The 14,385-nt window shown below is 57.0% G+C and carries 15 protein-coding genes; 12 read left to right on the top strand and 3 right to left on the bottom strand.

The genetic code is table 11. The annotated features are described in order from the left end of the window. Positions 1-271: 271 nt before the first annotated feature. From ACPYOI_RS05090 to ACPYOI_RS05070, 5 genes are all read left to right on the top strand, one after another. A complete protein-coding gene (locus tag ACPYOI_RS05090; RefSeq protein ID WP_481422637.1) occupies positions 272-2,485 on the top strand; it encodes an adenylate/guanylate cyclase domain-containing protein in 2,214 nt (737 codons plus the stop codon). An 8-nt stretch (positions 2,486-2,493) separates the two neighbouring features. Beyond that, a complete protein-coding gene (locus tag ACPYOI_RS05085; RefSeq protein WP_481422636.1) occupies positions 2,494-2,682 on the top strand; it encodes a hypothetical protein in 189 nt (62 codons plus the stop codon). A gap of 73 nt (positions 2,683-2,755) precedes the next feature. Further along, on the top strand, positions 2,756-3,190 hold the full coding sequence (locus ACPYOI_RS05080) for a class I SAM-dependent methyltransferase (RefSeq protein ID WP_481422635.1): 435 nt from the start codon (positions 2,756-2,758) through the stop codon (positions 3,188-3,190). Then, on the top strand, positions 3,156-3,587 hold the full coding sequence (locus tag ACPYOI_RS05075) for a hypothetical protein (RefSeq protein ID WP_481422634.1): 432 nt from the start codon (positions 3,156-3,158) through the stop codon (positions 3,585-3,587). Before ACPYOI_RS05080 ends, ACPYOI_RS05075 begins: the two co-directional genes overlap by 35 nt. 510 nt (positions 3,588-4,097) lie before the next feature. Next, positions 4,098-4,481 (top strand): hypothetical protein, encoded by a 384-nt coding sequence (locus ACPYOI_RS05070; protein WP_481422633.1) that lies wholly within the window; start codon positions 4,098-4,100, stop codon positions 4,479-4,481. A gap of 234 nt (positions 4,482-4,715) precedes the next feature. Here the strand turns inward: ACPYOI_RS05070 and ACPYOI_RS05065 are convergent, their stop codons facing one another. After that, positions 4,716-5,531, bottom strand: coding sequence for a class I SAM-dependent methyltransferase (locus ACPYOI_RS05065; RefSeq protein WP_481422632.1), 816 nt, complete (start codon positions 5,529-5,531; stop codon positions 4,716-4,718). Between the two features lie 126 nt (positions 5,532-5,657). Beyond that, a complete protein-coding gene (locus ACPYOI_RS05060; RefSeq protein WP_481422631.1) occupies positions 5,658-6,035 on the bottom strand; it encodes a phasin family protein in 378 nt (125 codons plus the stop codon). A 694-nt stretch (positions 6,036-6,729) separates the two neighbouring features. On the opposite strand from ACPYOI_RS05060, the gene ACPYOI_RS05055 reads away from it, so the two are divergent. The 3 genes from ACPYOI_RS05055 to ACPYOI_RS05045 all read left to right on the top strand — a co-directional run bounded on the left by ACPYOI_RS05055 (position 6,730) and on the right by ACPYOI_RS05045 (position 9,094). Next, a complete protein-coding gene (locus ACPYOI_RS05055) occupies positions 6,730-7,059 on the top strand; it encodes a dioxygenase family protein (RefSeq protein ID WP_481422630.1) in 330 nt (109 codons plus the stop codon). After that, positions 7,037-7,330, top strand: a complete 294-nt coding sequence (locus ACPYOI_RS05050; RefSeq protein ID WP_481422629.1) for a hypothetical protein — start codon at positions 7,037-7,039, stop codon at positions 7,328-7,330. The genes ACPYOI_RS05055 and ACPYOI_RS05050 overlap by 23 nt, the downstream gene beginning before the upstream one ends. Before the next feature lie 633 nt (positions 7,331-7,963). Further along, positions 7,964-9,094: an aromatic ring-hydroxylating oxygenase subunit alpha gene (locus ACPYOI_RS05045; RefSeq protein WP_481422628.1), complete on the top strand. Its 1,131-nt coding sequence runs from the start codon at positions 7,964-7,966 to the stop codon at positions 9,092-9,094. Positions 9,095-9,129: 35 nt separating this feature from the next. Here ACPYOI_RS05045 and ACPYOI_RS05040 read toward each other — a convergent pair whose 3' ends face one another. Then, entirely contained in the window at positions 9,130-10,041 is a 912-nt protein-coding gene (locus tag ACPYOI_RS05040) for a LysR family transcriptional regulator (RefSeq protein ID WP_481422627.1), read from the bottom strand. Between the two features lie 184 nt (positions 10,042-10,225). On the opposite strand from ACPYOI_RS05040, the gene ACPYOI_RS05035 reads away from it, so the two are divergent. The 4 genes from ACPYOI_RS05035 (at position 10,226) to ACPYOI_RS05020 (ending at position 14,352) form a co-directional block, all read left to right on the top strand. Beyond that, the gene (locus ACPYOI_RS05035) at positions 10,226-11,698 is read left to right on the top strand and encodes an amidohydrolase family protein (RefSeq protein ID WP_481422626.1); all 1,473 of its coding nucleotides are present in this window, start codon (positions 10,226-10,228) and stop codon (positions 11,696-11,698) included. 82 nt (positions 11,699-11,780) lie between these two features. Then, the gene (locus ACPYOI_RS05030; RefSeq protein WP_481422625.1) at positions 11,781-12,980 is read left to right on the top strand and encodes a Gfo/Idh/MocA family protein; all 1,200 of its coding nucleotides are present in this window, start codon (positions 11,781-11,783) and stop codon (positions 12,978-12,980) included. Next, a complete protein-coding gene (locus ACPYOI_RS05025) occupies positions 12,952-13,944 on the top strand; it encodes a PDR/VanB family oxidoreductase (RefSeq protein WP_481422624.1) in 993 nt (330 codons plus the stop codon). The genes ACPYOI_RS05030 and ACPYOI_RS05025 overlap by 29 nt, the downstream gene beginning before the upstream one ends. Before the next feature lie 78 nt (positions 13,945-14,022). Next, positions 14,023-14,352, top strand: a complete 330-nt coding sequence (locus ACPYOI_RS05020; RefSeq protein ID WP_481422623.1) for a hypothetical protein — start codon at positions 14,023-14,025, stop codon at positions 14,350-14,352. Positions 14,353-14,385 lie beyond the last annotated feature (33 nt).

Below are 14,385 nucleotides of genomic sequence, written 5' to 3'. Positions count from 1 at the left end.
GGATATCAATCGCCGCGCGAGTTCATCAGCTCGCAATCTCAAACCTGAGCATGTCCGGTCTTTTGGGGGCTACTCCACCGGCGGGACCGGCCATCAGCGAAAGGTTTTGGGGTGGGAAGAGTCGTTCACTCGGTATGTGGTGGCATTTGCATCGGGCTGAGATCGTAGGTGCGATCCCCAAAATCGATCTTTGTAGTTTCGGCATCCTCTGGGATGCGAACCTTAACTACCCTATAATTGCAACAGACGCCGTTCTACACCGGAGCATCTCATGCAACGGAAGCTTGCGGCGATTCTGGCCGCTGACCTCGCTGGTTACAGTCGCCTCATGGAGATCGATGAGGCGGATACTCTGGCGCGGCTTGGAAGCACCCGCGAGAACATCATCAACCCGAAGATTTCCGCTCACAATGGCCGGGTGGTCAAGCTCATGGGCGATGGCGCACTGATCGAGTTTCCCAGCGTGGTTGACGCTGTCAGGTGCGCCGTCGAAATCCAGCAAGCCATGGCCGAATGCAATGAGGAGCTACCCGCTGACAAACGGCTCAAGTTTCGCATCGGTGTCAACCTTGGTGACATTATCGTCGAAGGACAGGATATCTATGGCGACGGCGTGAATGTCGCAGCAAGACTCGAGGGATTGGCTGATCCGGGAGGGGTTCTGATTTCGGGAACGGCGTACGACCACGTCGAGAGAAAGCTGGACTACGCGTTCGATTTCGTGGGTGAGCAGCAAGTCAAGAACATCGAAAAGCCCGTTCGCCTCTATCGAATCCGCCTTGGCGATCATCCCCGAACCACGGCCGCCTGGACACGGGGCAAGCCTTATCGTTCATGGTTCTGGCTCTCGTTGGCCGCAGCAGCTCTGGTGCTGGCAGTCGGAAGCGTGGTTTTCTGGAGCGGCTCTCGCGCACCACATGTCGAGGTGGCCTCAAGGACACGGATGGAATTCCCTTTGCCCGACAAGCCATCCATTGCGGTCATGCCATTCACCGACATGTCCGGCGAAGCGGGGCAGCAGCATTTTGCCGACGGTATGACAGACAGCTTGATCACCGACCTGTCGAAGATTTCCGGTCTCTTCGTCGTCGCCCGAAACTCGACATTCGCATATCAGGGCAAGCCAGTGACTGTAAGCCAGGTCGCTGAAGAGCTGGGCGTGCGATACGTTCTTGAGGGCAGCGTTCAACGTGCGGGAGATCGGCTCCGCGTCAATGCCCAGTTGGTTGACGCGCTCACCGGAGGCCATGTGTGGGCCGATCGTTTTGACGGCAACGTTGCCGACGTTTTCGGTGTTCAGGACGCATTCGTAACCAGGATTGTCGAGGCGCTGGAAGTCAATCTGACCGGAAATGAGAGGATGGAGATCGCCCGCGGCAGGACGGACAGCCTGCGGGCGAAAGAGGCATTCGACGAGGGTTGGAGCCTCTATCTTCGCTTCAACGCCAATGACAACGCAGCGGCCGTCGCGCCGCTCAAGAGAGCAATTCAACTCGATCCCGAGTACGGACGCGCCTACGCCGCGCTCGCTTTGGTCTACTTCAGGGTCGAAGACTACGACTGGTACGAGGAGGCTCTCTTCAGAGACGACGAATATATTTGGAATCAGCGGTTTGGAGTACCGCCGCACAGGATCGTGTGGCAAGGTCAGCTGCAACTGGACAAAGCCATGAGATACCCGACGGCTCTCGGATACACGGCCCAAGCGCTGGACCGTCTGCGTTTTGGGGAAGATGCGCGCCGCGAAGCCGGCCGGGCGATTGAACTCGATCCTAACGATCCCGAAGCGCAAATCGCAATGGCTTGGGCCCTCACGGCTTCAGGTAAGCCGAGCGAGGCCCTGGATTATGTCCTGAAAGCGCTTCGCCTCAATCCGAACTTCCCAAGCCATTATGTTCTTGCCCATGGCGTTGCGCTATTTGCCGCAAACGACCTGGAGCGGGCGGCTGAGGTTTTCGACCAGGGGGCCAAGAAGAACCCGAACGCAACCGCCCTCATGCCGCCGTTCGCATCCGTACTTGTTGGCCTCGGTCGCCGGGACGAGGCAAGGCGCAAGCTGCTGATGTGGCGGCCGGGAACAGACCAGGCTGCTCTCGAGGGCCTCGCACGCGACTATAAGTTCCCCATTCGATGGGCACCTGAATACAAAGGGGTGCGGGAGCGTCTGCTTGACGGTGTTCGCGTTGCTGCCTTGCCGCTGGACGTGACCGTTTCGAGCCTCACAGCTCAACTCACCAGGGGCGATCCTGCTAGCCGGCGAAACGCCGCAAAGCGTTTGGGTTGGTTTGGACCGGCGGCCGCAGAAGCCGTGCCAGCCCTGATTGTGCTGCTCGAAGACGTCGGGGTCCGTGAGGAGGCCGTGCAGTCGTTGAGAAAGATCGGACCTGCGGCCAAGTCTGCGGTTCCCGCGCTAGTGGCGATCGAGCGCGAGAGTTCCGTCGGTAGCTACGCCAAGGACGCACTTAAGGAAATAAGGGGCTACTGAGGCTCCCATTGTCTGCAGTTCACTCGCACGCTGCGACAGATGTCGGCGTCTGGCGCGGCTCGACCATCGTCTTCGAAAATGCGAAGGCCCACGCAAACTGCGGCAAGAGGGGCATGGGGTACAGTGCGCCCGCCAGCCTGCTGGTGGCAGCTCATGGCGCGAAGGCGACATCGTCGGATGACCGCTTCCGGCCCTAAGCGGCCGCCTATCTTGACTCCGACGTGCATTATGAGAGGCTTGTTCGGTCATTCACCTTGTAGGGGCCAGTGAATGTCGTCATCGCACTATACGCATGGATCGAGTGAAGCCGAGCAACAGCGGCTAACGGCCCTAAACATGCGTCTCAACAAACGATGTATCGACGCTGCACAGCTTGTCATTGGCGAACGGGTAATCGATTTCGGCGCTGGGTTAGGGCAGTTTTCGAGGATGATGGCGCGCGCCACGGGTGTCCCTGTTCTGGCCCTGGAGCGCAGCCCCGATCAGATAGCGGAGGTTGTGCGACAGGCCAGTGTCGATGGCGAGCTGGCGTTGCTGGAAATGAGGCAGAGCGATGTGCTTGCTCCGCCTCTAAGGGACGAAGAACTTGGCCAGCTCGACGTTGCGCATGCGCGGTTCGTGCTTGAGCACCTGCCTGATCCGCTGCTGCTTGTGCGTAATATGGTCCGCGGTGCGACCGGGCGGACGCGTCATTTTATCAGATGACGACTACGATAGTTTACGGCTTTGGCCCGAACCACCGGGGTTTGCTCCGGTATGGCACGCCTATCAGCGCACCTACGACAGGCACGGCAATGATCCGATGGTCGGACGTCGCCTCGTTCAGTTGCTTCATCAGGCCGATTTGCGTCCACGGCGCAACACCCTTGTCTTTTTTGGCGGATGCGCGGGCGAGCCGGACTTCGAGGGGGTTGTCCGGAATATAGCGAGCATCGTCGATGAGGCGACCGACGATATCGTTGCGACCGGAATGCCTCGGGGATCGGTGATCTCGGCGCTCGGCGCCCTGATCGATTGGAGCAAGGAACCGGACTCCGCCGTATGGTTTGGGATGTCGTGGGCTGAAGGGGTCGGTCGTGATATCCCTATCATTCAAGCTTGAATGGTGGGTCCGCCTTTGGCGCACACTTGCCATCGAATTCACGGCGTCGCCGGGAGTGGGAAGCGTGGGTAGTTTAGCGGGTGTAATTCCCTCTGCCCTACTATTCCGTTTTTTATTTCCATAGAAATTGCGGGGTTGTGGAAGTGCCGAAAATTCTCTTTCTATGCACGCACATGATGTGATTTTAAACGTCGAAATCTGCAGGGTAGGGTGAACGTCAGACGGCGTGGGGGCGTCATGACAGAATATCGGAACTCAATCCAGCCTTACGCCTTACGGCAAGAGGTTTCGCCGTGGGCCCCGTTTCTTCGGGCGCGTAGCTTTTTTTGGCTCTTGGCCGCCTAAATTTTTCTTCCTCGTTGGCTGGACCGCACATTGGTTGCCCGGCCGCGCTGAACAGCTGTGAGAGCCAAAACACATCCGATTGCGGGAGCGAGGCCCCCGGAACTTTCGTCGATCGGACGGACTACGATCAAAAGATATATTTGTGGTCAATCTCGGCAAATCGCAATGACGAAAAAAACTTTGATTGCAGTCGTGCTCTTGGTCGCTGGAACAGCTTTGATGCTGAAAGGCGGCGCAAACTATGCCGGCCTTTGTACAGACGGTGTCCAGGTATGGCGATGGCGCCCCGCGACGGTAGCCGAATTAGAAGCATTTCTTGCCGAAAACGCCAAATCAAACATGGGCGTTAGAAGTCGATATTCGGTCGTCCCAGAATGGGCAGCATCGGGAGATGAATATCGTCCCGCGACATTTCTAGAAAAGATGACAGGGAGAAAACACTTATTAATCAAGTACGAAAATCCGTGGCTAGCCCAAAAGCCGAATATTATTTCGACCGGATATTTCTATGCGCCAAATTGCGTCAACGACTGGACTCCACCTGCGTAAATAAATCAGGAGAAAATCATGTCCCTTCCGACAGCAAAAGAGGTCACTGGCCTTTATCTTTACGGTATAGCCCCAACACCTGAACTTGATGATGAATCGATCATTCGTTCTCACCCCTCTGATCCGATTTAACGTCGATGTAAAGGAGTATATGACGACCGGCGCAGGACGGTTTGCAACACGGCCGCGCCTCGAAGATGGGTCAACGTGATATCGGCGGCTCGGTCGTTGGTGCTAGAACCCATATCGAAGCAGGCGGCCCATGCCATAGGGGGTCAAAATGGTGCTGAAGAGCTGTAGCGTGATTTGGGCCGCCGATGACATTCGCGCCACCTGATCCATGTCCCAGTCCGAATGGTCCTCGATGAGCCTCAGCCCCGAAACCTGCCGCTCCACCTCGGCCGGGTCATCGAGCGCCCAGTGGAGACGGGCACCGGTGGCGCGGATCGCCGGATTGAAGCGCAGTAATTGGATTGCAAAACTGCCATAGGCATCGAAGGCTATCTCCCCTGAGGGAAAATGGCGGGCTATCCGCCGCAGAAGCTGAAGAACCTGGTGTTCCTCCAGATAAGGAAGGACGCCCTCGGCAACAACCATCGTCGACCTGTCGGCGGGAAGTTCATAAATCCAGCCTCTCTCGACTATCGAGCAGGCAATTGGCGCACAGCCCACACCATCCGGGTATATCTGGCGACGCAAGGCGATGACGTCGGGAAAATCAATCTCGAACCAGCGAACTTCTGGTCCGGGATCGATCCGGAAGAAACGACTGTCGAGACCACAGCCGAGATGGAGAACGGTCGCGTCCGGGCAGCGCCTAAGGAACGCTTCCGTCCATCGATCGAGGATGTGGGCGCGCAAAGCGATGCCGATGGCCATATCGTGGCCAACCCTCAAGTGCCGACTGTCCTGGTCGATACGCCGCAGTGCATCTGCGGCAAAGCGGTCGCAAAGCACGGAATCCGCCATGGAGCTTTCTTCTGCCTTGGCCAGAAGCGTTATCAGCAGCGTCTCCATTACGCCGGTGAGGTGAACTTGCCCCCGTTGCATGGCTCCTCCAAAAAGTGCCTAGAATCGGAAGGTCTTTGTCTCTGCCGACCTACACCACTGCATAAGCGGTTCCCCAGTGAAGATCGCGGGTTATGGGCCCGCATCCTCCGCCTTCCTTCCGGTCGCTCAGTGAGATGTCACAGTCTTGGCCGAACTCTTGGTGGCAGTAGCGACCTGTTCTTCGGTGCGCTGGGAGGCAACCGTGGCAAGATCGGCGTACATTCCGCCGACTTTCATCATCTCTGAAATGAGGTCCTGAAAGGCGGACATCGCATAGCCGGTCTGCAATTGAAGCGCCTTTTCGAAGCTCTTGGCCTCGGACAATGACTCGGCGTGCTCGACAAAATCCCTCACCGATTTCTTGGAGTAATCGGCGGCTTCATCTGCTATCGCCTCAAAGCTCTTCGCCACATCGGTAAAGCCTTTCGCTGCATCGAAATAGTTCCGGACCATGACATCCATTGTTTCCCTACTCTTCTTGCTCGCTTCCTCAAGGTTCAACATGTTCCCATCCTTCTTTTCGACTCCCCTATTCGCTGGGAGCTAGTGCAACGCCTTAAGAGTCAAGCGGTCTCGGACTTGCACGCCTTACCCGAGGTTGTTGCGACGAACTAACCCATATGGTTTTCGACAAGCTACATCCGGTTTTCGTTTGATTCTTCTTGAATAAATGAGAGCCAGCATGCAACCGAGCCTTCCTGCGGAGCTCAAAAAAATAGCTCCGGTATTTTGAACCACAACTCGGCCCGCTGCCGTCGATCTCGGGCAGTCTTTGTTGGGGTTGAGACGGAGAGCGCATTATTCCAAAGGACAGGATAGTCTAACTACTGTATGCAGTGCAGCACTACGCCATCGCCTCGAATCCGACGAGTTTTTACTACTCGATCCGCGATCGGGACGGGCGTCCAAAGGCCACGATTGAGGTCAGGGCCGACGGACTGCTCGTTTTGCACTTCCGCCGCATTGCCAACCGCGATCCCGAGCCTCATATCACTGACCTGTCTTGGCCATCATGGACGATATGGGATGGGAGGTCTCGGTCCGCCGTATCGGAGTACGGCGAAGAAGCGATTAGGGTCCTGGAGTGTCTCGGCCCGGTCCCGATGGTCAACATGCGGTTAACCACGAAAATTTGCGACAAGCTCAATGAGCGTCCGCCCCACTTCTGCCCACTGGAGCCGCAAGGATCTTCGTTTCCATGTTCGGGAGATACCGCGCCATGCCGACCCGGCGGCATTTCCTTATCGGCTTCGTTGCCACGCCGATTGTGCTGCCGAGACTCGCCCATGCGGCTGGCGCTCCTGCGCAGCTGTCGCTTACGCCTACTTGCGATGATGACGACCATCTGACGCCAGCGCAGACCGAAGGCCCGTATTTCACCCCGAAGAGCCCTGAAAAACAGAACTTGGCGAGCGGTGCACCGGGCGGCGAAAGGATGACGCTTGCGGGTTACGTGCTGACCGAGAACTGCCAGCCCGTGGCAAAAGCGTTGATCGAGTTATGGCATGCCAATGAGACCGGCACCTGACAACAGCGGATACAAACTCCGCGGACATCAATTCAACGATGTTGAAGGCAAATGGTGGTTCGAGACGATCGTGCCAGGGGTCTATTCTGGTCGCACCCGGCATTACCACCTGAAAGTCCAACGGCCCGGGGGGAACGTCCTGACCACGCAGCTCTATTTTCCCGGTGAGCCGGACAATGAACGTGACCGCATATTCAACGCAGCCTTATTGCTCGATGTTAGGGCGACGAGCGACGGAAAATTCGGCCGCTACGATTTCATAGTGGCGTAACCGGCGCTTTGCATACACTCCTTCCGGGGTGACTCACCTCGTTAGCCGCTGCACGGCGGGCACCTCTTGCCAACATAATTAGATAATCAACAATTTAGTTCCATAAATCAACGATATGCCACACGAGGGATCGCGTGGTCGATGGTTCGAACCCTTTCAAGAGCTGGGAATCGAGTCTCTTCTTAGATTTTGGAGATCCCTGCTTCGCCAAAGCTATCCGCCCCAGATCCGTTTGTTCGCTCGCCGCTTCGGTTGGGGTGGTATAGTCAACGTATCGAAATAGATTTCGTTAAGATTTGCTTTTTAAGGCCCACGGGTTCGGGACGTATTCATAAGTGCGTCGTGCTGTTCGCGTTTTTCGAGATACTGGTGCAACTCGGTACAGCACGGATTTTTCCACCAAAATCATCGTGACCGCTTGGCAGTGAATTCGACGGGACTATCTGTGAGCTGGCAGAAAGACGGTTTGCCAGCTCTGCGCACATAGACGACTCGGTTCGAATTTTCCCGGTGTTTCTGGGTCGATACTTTCGACTTCCTCAAATTGATGTTCGCGTGTTTGCCGATTGAAACGATCTACAGCGCCGTTTTACGATGCAAGCATTGAAGAATTCCAAGAGGAGGTGAACAGGTATGAACAGCCATGTGAAATTGGATGCCACCGCCGAGCTTGTTGCCAACGTTTCCGTACCGTTCGAGCAGGCAAGGGCGATGCCCCGCAGCGTCTACACGTCGCCGGATTTCATGAAGCTTGAGCTGGAGCGCATTTTCTCTAAGGACTGGATCTGCGCCGGACGATCGTCGTCGATCTCCAAGCCGGGCGACTATATCACGATGTCCGTTGCAGGAACGCCGGTAATTGTCATCCGGGATCGCGAGGGGAAGCTTCGCGCGATGTCAAATGTGTGCCTTCACCGCATGTCGACCCTTCTTGAAGGCGCGGGTAATGTCAAAGCGATCGTATGTCCCTATCACGCATGGACCTACAATCTGACCGGTGAGCTGCGCGGCGCCGCCGGAATGGGTCTTAACGCTGGCTTCTGCAAGGAGGACTACAAACTTCCCCAATTCAGGTGTGAAGACTGGCTTGGCTGGATCATGATAACGCTCAATCCCGACATCGAATCGCCATCGGAGCGGTTGAAAGATGTAAGCCGGCTGGTCGGCCATTACGGCATGGAAAACTATGTCGAGAGTTTCCGCGAGACGCATGTTTGGAATACGAACTGGAAGGTTCTCGCCGAGAATTTCATGGAGAGCTACCACCTCCCAATGTGTCATCGGGAGACGATCGGCGGCCAGGTGTCGCTGGAGCAGATGGATTGCCCGGCCGGTTTCCCGACATTCAATTATCATTGGGCTCTGAAGAGCGACGATCAATATCTCGCCCTGGCTCACCCGAACAATCACCGGCTTTCCGGTGACGACCGCCGCCGTACCTATCTGCTGTCGATTTATCCGGGGCTGTTTATCTCACTGTCACCCGGCTATTTCTGGTATCTCGCGCTGCATCCCCGCTCGCCCGGCGAGGTTGATATGATCTACGGCGGCGGGCTGTCACCCGAATTCCTCGAAGACGAAGATTCAAATCGTCATTTCGCAGCGCTGAAAGAACTCCTTGATCATGTGAACGTCGAGGACAAGGGCTGCACCGAAAAGGTATATCGCGGACTGGTCGGGTCCCAATCGGCGCCCGGCCACCTCTCCCATCTCGAGAGGCCGAACTTCGAATTCGCCCAGTATCTGGCGTCTATGACCAAATGATATTCCAAGGCCGAGGCCAGTGCCTCGGCCTTTCCTTATGCCTTGGCCATAGCCACGGGATTTATCTCTGACAGAATCTGGGGAATGAGCGTCGCAGCTGCGGTCGAGATATCCAGCTTGCTGGCAACGACCAATGAATGATGTGAGACCTGTTCGAGATCAGGAGCATTGAGCTCCCACAGTTCACTTTTTTGTACCCAGGTATCCGCTAGGTGGTCCGGCAGGAGACCTATATATTCGCCGGTCAGAAGCAGCGTCAGCATGGCTTCCATGTTGTTTGCGGTCGCCCGGATATTCATTCCCATGAAGCGCTCTTCATCGGCTCTTCCGTGATGGCTTCTCAGGATAAAGGGAAAGGTCGATAGCGCTTTGCCGACGACGTCCGTGCGTCCGAAAAGCGGGTGATTTATCCCACAGTAAAGCTTGTGACGCTCGACCATGAGCCGATGGAAATCCAGGCCGGCTATAGGGCGGACAAATGGGCTGATGGCTGCATGAAGTTCATTCGCCAGAACCTTGCGTTCCAGCTCCGAGCGATCGCCGACGGTGAGCTGCAGTTCGACATCGTTGTCAAGTTTGTTGAATTTCTGCAGTGCCCTGACGAGCGGCGATTGAGGGTGGGAAACCAGGGAATCGACAATCCCGAGCCGGACCTTGCCGGTCAAACGCCTGCGAAGGGTGACAATGCTGTCGAAATGGTCGTCCAGCGCGTTGAGCATGCGTTTGGCATGGTCGTAGACGAGATATCCGCGATCAGTGAGGCTGAACCCGCTCCGGCCACGATGGCAAAGCGTAAAACCGATCCGTTTCTCCAACTCCGTCATATGCAGGCTGATTGTCGAGGTCGACGTGTCGAGAACCGTTTGAGCGGCAGCGAAGCCTCCTGCTTCGACTACAGCGCGGAAAACGCGCAGCAGGCGAATATCCACATCAGCGATCCTAGCCATCTGAGAGGAACCCCTTGCTTTGTGATTTCTCAAACTGAGATGCCATGAAATGATGATTTGTTAAAGCGATATTTTGAGCGAAGCTGAGGGCAAGACACCGACGAGCCTCGTCACAATGGCGACACTCGTTCTCGCGGAGAAAACGATGGCTGCTCTCTACATCTCGGGTGGACGCCTTTTCGATTTGGACGGTGACGTCGATCATCCTCCGGTCGCGGATGTTCTCGTCGATGACGGAAATTTTGTTGCCATCGGCGCGGACGCCAAACAGCAGGCATTGCACCGTGGCGACGTCAAGCGTCTGGACGCGTCGGGAATGCTGCTCGTCCCCGGGTTGGTAAATGCCCACTACCATTCTCATGATATTTTGCTCCGGGGCCTCTTCGAGCAAATGCCGCTCGACATATGGGGGCTTTTCAGTTCGCCGGCGAACTACAGCCACGCCACGGCAGAAGACGTCCGCTTGCGGACCTTGCTTGGAGCAGCCGACTGCCTGGCAAACGGCGTGACCACGATGCAGGACATGGTCACGGTCGTAAATGCGGACCGGGCTCATGTTGATGCGATTGTTGATGCATATCGCAGCTGCGGCGTGAGGATTTCTTTAGGACTTCAGATAACGGATCGAGCACCCGTTGATACGGTCGCATATTGGGACGAGCTGGAACCAGGATTGAGGCAGCGATTTTCTTCGGTTCCTGGCGGAATCAGCGAACTGCAGCACCTTATCGAGTCGTCGGCGAGCAGCATCAGCGGTGACCGGCTGACGTGGGCCTTGGCGCCGTCCGCACCACAGAGATGTTCTGGGCAGCTGCTTTCCTGGGTGGCAAATCTGGCGTCCGCGAGTGGGATGCAAGTCTTCACCCATATGTATGAGGCACGCAATCAGGCCGTGCTTGCCCGCACCAAATATGATCGCGGCTCTTACCTGGACTATCTCGAGCGGTTCGACTTGCTTGGCCCAAAATTGACGATCGCCCATGGGGTGTGGATCGACGAGCAGGAATTGGAGCGTTTCGGCGCCGCGAAAGCCAATTTTGTTTTCAACCCCGCGAGCAACCTGAAGCTGCTCAATGGTTTCGCACCGATACGGGGATATGTGGACTGCGGAGCTACGGTTGCATTGGGTTGCGATAACTGCAGCGGTAACGACGCGCAAAGCATCTTTCAGTCCATGAAGCTCTTTGCGCTCTATTGGGCAATGCAATCCAAGGCCGGGGAAACAGGTGCGGCTCAGGAGGCGTTCAAAGCCGCCACGATCGGCGGCGCTCGTGCTTTGGGCCTCGAAGGCAAAGTAGGGCGGATCAAGGAAGGGTTTCAGGCTGACCTCCTCCTTGTCGATCTGAGCGCGCCGGCATATCGCCCACTCAACAGCGCCTTGAACCAACTTGTGTACGGCGAGACCGGCCAGGCAATCGATACTGTGATTGTCGCGGGTGAAATCCTCGTACGCAAAGGCGAGCTCCTCCATCATCCGTCCCGCGCGCTCGAAGCGGCGGCCGAGGAGGCGCGCGCTCGGCTTCAACCGGAGTGGGACCAGGTCGCGGATCAGAACAAAGCCGCACTCCCGCACCTGCTTCAGGCCTTCGAAAAGGCCCAGGAATTCCCGCTTTCGGTGGACCGGCTTCGGCTACAGCCGAGATGCTCGTGTCACTAGGAAGTCTGCCATTGACGTGCGGACCCAGACGCCGCCGCGCACGAAGTAATCGTGCCAGGGCGGTTCATTGAAAAGGACTACTATGCGTATCGCCATAATCGGTTGTGGAAGTATGGGACTGCGTCACTCGGTGGCGCTGGCCGAAGTCAGGAAGCGTGGACTGGCGGACTTTGAGCTCGTAGCCGTCTGCGACATCAATGAAGCGCGAGCCAGGGAGCTGGCGCTACATTCGGAAGCGATTGGGCACCAATCTGTGGCGGCGGCCACAAATTACGAGTGCGTCCTGCAAGATCACACCATCGATGCGGTCTCCGTCGTCCTGCCAACCTGGCTGCATCATATCGTCGGTTCCGCGTCATTGTTGGCCGGAAAGCATACGATAATCGAAAAGCCGCTGGCGATTTCCGGTTTGGCTGCCTCCATGCTGCGCAAGGCCGCGGAACGCTCCAATCGCGTTCTGGCTGTGTCAGAAAATTACCGGCGAATTCCCTCGAACAGAGCGTTTGGGTCGCTTGTCGCCCAGCAAAGGTTTGGTACGCCACTCTCGATGTTCGTCCACCGCGTGGCCTCTCCCGACGAAAGCTATAAGGTCGGAGACCGTATCGTGAAAGGCGCCAATTGGTACCGGGAACCATCGAAGGCGGGCTCCTACCACGTCTTCGAACTCGGCGTTCATGAATTCGATCTTCAGCAATTTTGGTTTGGTCCGATCGTCTCCGTCGCCGCCACCGAGCGGTCTATCGGCGGCATCCACAATCGAACGCTTATCCAGATGCAGTTCGCATCAGGGATGGTTTCGCAAGTGGCGTTCGTCGACTCGACGACCAACGTGGAGCTTATCCGCCGCCGGTTTACGGCAACTCACGGAACGGCAGTCAGCCGATGCTGGCATGCGTGGCAGGACGGGGAATTCGTGGTCGATGGGACCGCAACCCCTCTCGAGGAAATGACATCAACATATATCGCCAGTGTGAGCCCGGAGGAACGGGCACGATTCCTTCCCAAAGGGAGCTTCGAGCCTGTGCCAATATCAGATCCAACAAACCCGCTGACCTATGGCGTGGGTGCAGCGCTGGCTGATTTTGCGGCGGCGATCCGGAAGCCGCGGAAACCGGAGATCGGGATCGATGAAGGCAGTGACATTATCGCAGTCGCAGAAGCAGTTCTCACTTCGATTGCCGAACAGCGTTCGGTTGACATCGACCGGACGGGCATGGGAAGCGAGGAATGGGCAACCCGGGAGGTGGGCAGTCATGCAGATGACACTGAAAAAGCCGTCTGATCCGATGCCGCTTCTCGGCACTGAGGCAATTGTTGCCCGAACGTTTCCCCTGTCGAGGGACGTGCTCGAAGTCGAGCTGACGCCCACGCTCGGCGGACAATTCGAAGCATTTGCCGCCGGCTCTCACATTGACATCACGCTGTCTCCTGACCTGACGCGCAGCTACTCCCTGACCAACCGGCCGGGCGAGAGCCATCGCTACGTTATCGCAGTCAAAAAAGATCCAGCGAGCTGCGGGGGCTCGGCGTTTGTTCATGACAATCTCAAGGTTGGTCACCGGGTGCACGTCAGCAAGCCCCGAAACGCGTTTGCCATCCGGGAAGCGGCGTCACACTCGGTTCTTCTTGCAGGTGGTATCGGCATAACCCCGATATGGTCGATGATACAGCAGCTCTCCCAAGCTCGTTCGCAGTGGGAACTCTTCTACGCCTGCAGGACGCCGGAGGATGCGGTCTATCTTACTGAGATCGAGCATCTCGCTGCTGAAACAGGCGCGACGATCAAACTATTCCACAGCAACCTTGGTCAGTGGCTGGATCTGAAGGCGACCATCGGTTCCTATGCCGGGAAAAGCGTGGACTTCTACGCCTGCGGGCCCGCGCCGATGCTGGCCGAGTTCAGGCAGGTCGCGGCCGGTCTTCCGGAGGAGTGCGTTCATTTTGAAAGCTTCGGAAAGCTTGCGCCCGATGCGGCGGCGGGCGAATTCGAGGTCGTCCTCGCCCGTTCGGGCCAGACGTTCAAGATTGCCAGGGATTCGAGCATTCTGGAGACGCTGCTGGATGCTGGTTTCGACGTGGAATTCGGCTGCCAATCGGGGATTTGCGGGACATGCCAGACATCGGTCCTGGAAGGTATTCCCGATCACAAGGACAGCTGCCTGTCGGCAGCCGAGAAGGCTTCAGGATCGACAATGATGATTTGCTGCTCGCGTGCAAAATCAGCACGGCTCGTTCTCGACCTTTAATTGACCGAAGTTGCGAAACTGCTCCCCGCCGATGGCGGGGAGTTTTCTTTTTAGCCCCATCTCGAAGGGAGACGCGATATGTTTCAACATCTAGCTGATCTTGTTCAGCAGCAGGCCGGCGGCCTCGACGGTTACAAGCGTGCTGCTGAAACGGCCTTCAATGCCGCCCGAAACGACGAGCGGGGGGCGGCCGGATATCTGATCCTCGGCATACTGGCCCAGCGCATCTACGAGTCCAGCCATGGGCTTCCGATGACGGCAGCGGATTGCGAAAAAGACTTCCGGCTGTTTGATCGTCATCTGCGCTCTCTGAACAAGGCTGCAAGCGTCGATGCATCCGAGCAGATTCGGATTCTGGAAGCGGTGAGCAGATCGATCGCGCAGGATATGGCATGCGAAGACGCATAGCGACCGCAGGAACCACTGTGAACGACGGCGGAA

The sequence above is a fragment of the Rhizobium sp. SVR5-2C genome (assembly GCF_056755115.1).
This window is presented reverse-complemented; position numbering and strand designations above follow the sequence as displayed.

What these genes read in the sequence shown, in the direction of transcription:
- ACPYOI_RS05030 (WP_481422625.1), top strand. Translation starts at nt 11,781, where the DNA reads ATGCGTATCGCCATAATCGGTTGTGGAAGTATGGGACTGCGTCACTCG.
- ACPYOI_RS05065 (WP_481422632.1), bottom strand. Translation starts at nt 5,531, where the DNA reads ATGCAACGGGGGCAAGTTCACCTCACCGGCGTAATGGAGACGCTGCTG.
- ACPYOI_RS05025 (WP_481422624.1), top strand. Translation starts at nt 12,952, where the DNA reads ATGCAGATGACACTGAAAAAGCCGTCTGATCCGATGCCGCTTCTCGGC.
- ACPYOI_RS05070 (WP_481422633.1), top strand. Translation starts at nt 4,098, where the DNA reads ATGACGAAAAAAACTTTGATTGCAGTCGTGCTCTTGGTCGCTGGAACA.
- ACPYOI_RS05020 (WP_481422623.1), top strand. Translation starts at nt 14,023, where the DNA reads ATGTTTCAACATCTAGCTGATCTTGTTCAGCAGCAGGCCGGCGGCCTC.
- ACPYOI_RS05055 (WP_481422630.1), top strand. Translation starts at nt 6,730, where the DNA reads ATGTTCGGGAGATACCGCGCCATGCCGACCCGGCGGCATTTCCTTATC.
- ACPYOI_RS05050 (WP_481422629.1), top strand. Translation starts at nt 7,037, where the DNA reads ATGCCAATGAGACCGGCACCTGACAACAGCGGATACAAACTCCGCGGA.
- ACPYOI_RS05090 (WP_481422637.1), top strand. Translation starts at nt 272, where the DNA reads ATGCAACGGAAGCTTGCGGCGATTCTGGCCGCTGACCTCGCTGGTTAC.
- ACPYOI_RS05040 (WP_481422627.1), bottom strand. Translation starts at nt 10,041, where the DNA reads ATGGCTAGGATCGCTGATGTGGATATTCGCCTGCTGCGCGTTTTCCGC.
- ACPYOI_RS05080 (WP_481422635.1), top strand. Translation starts at nt 2,756, where the DNA reads ATGTCGTCATCGCACTATACGCATGGATCGAGTGAAGCCGAGCAACAG.
- ACPYOI_RS05045 (WP_481422628.1), top strand. Translation starts at nt 7,964, where the DNA reads ATGAACAGCCATGTGAAATTGGATGCCACCGCCGAGCTTGTTGCCAAC.
- ACPYOI_RS05060 (WP_481422631.1), bottom strand. Translation starts at nt 6,035, where the DNA reads ATGTTGAACCTTGAGGAAGCGAGCAAGAAGAGTAGGGAAACAATGGAT.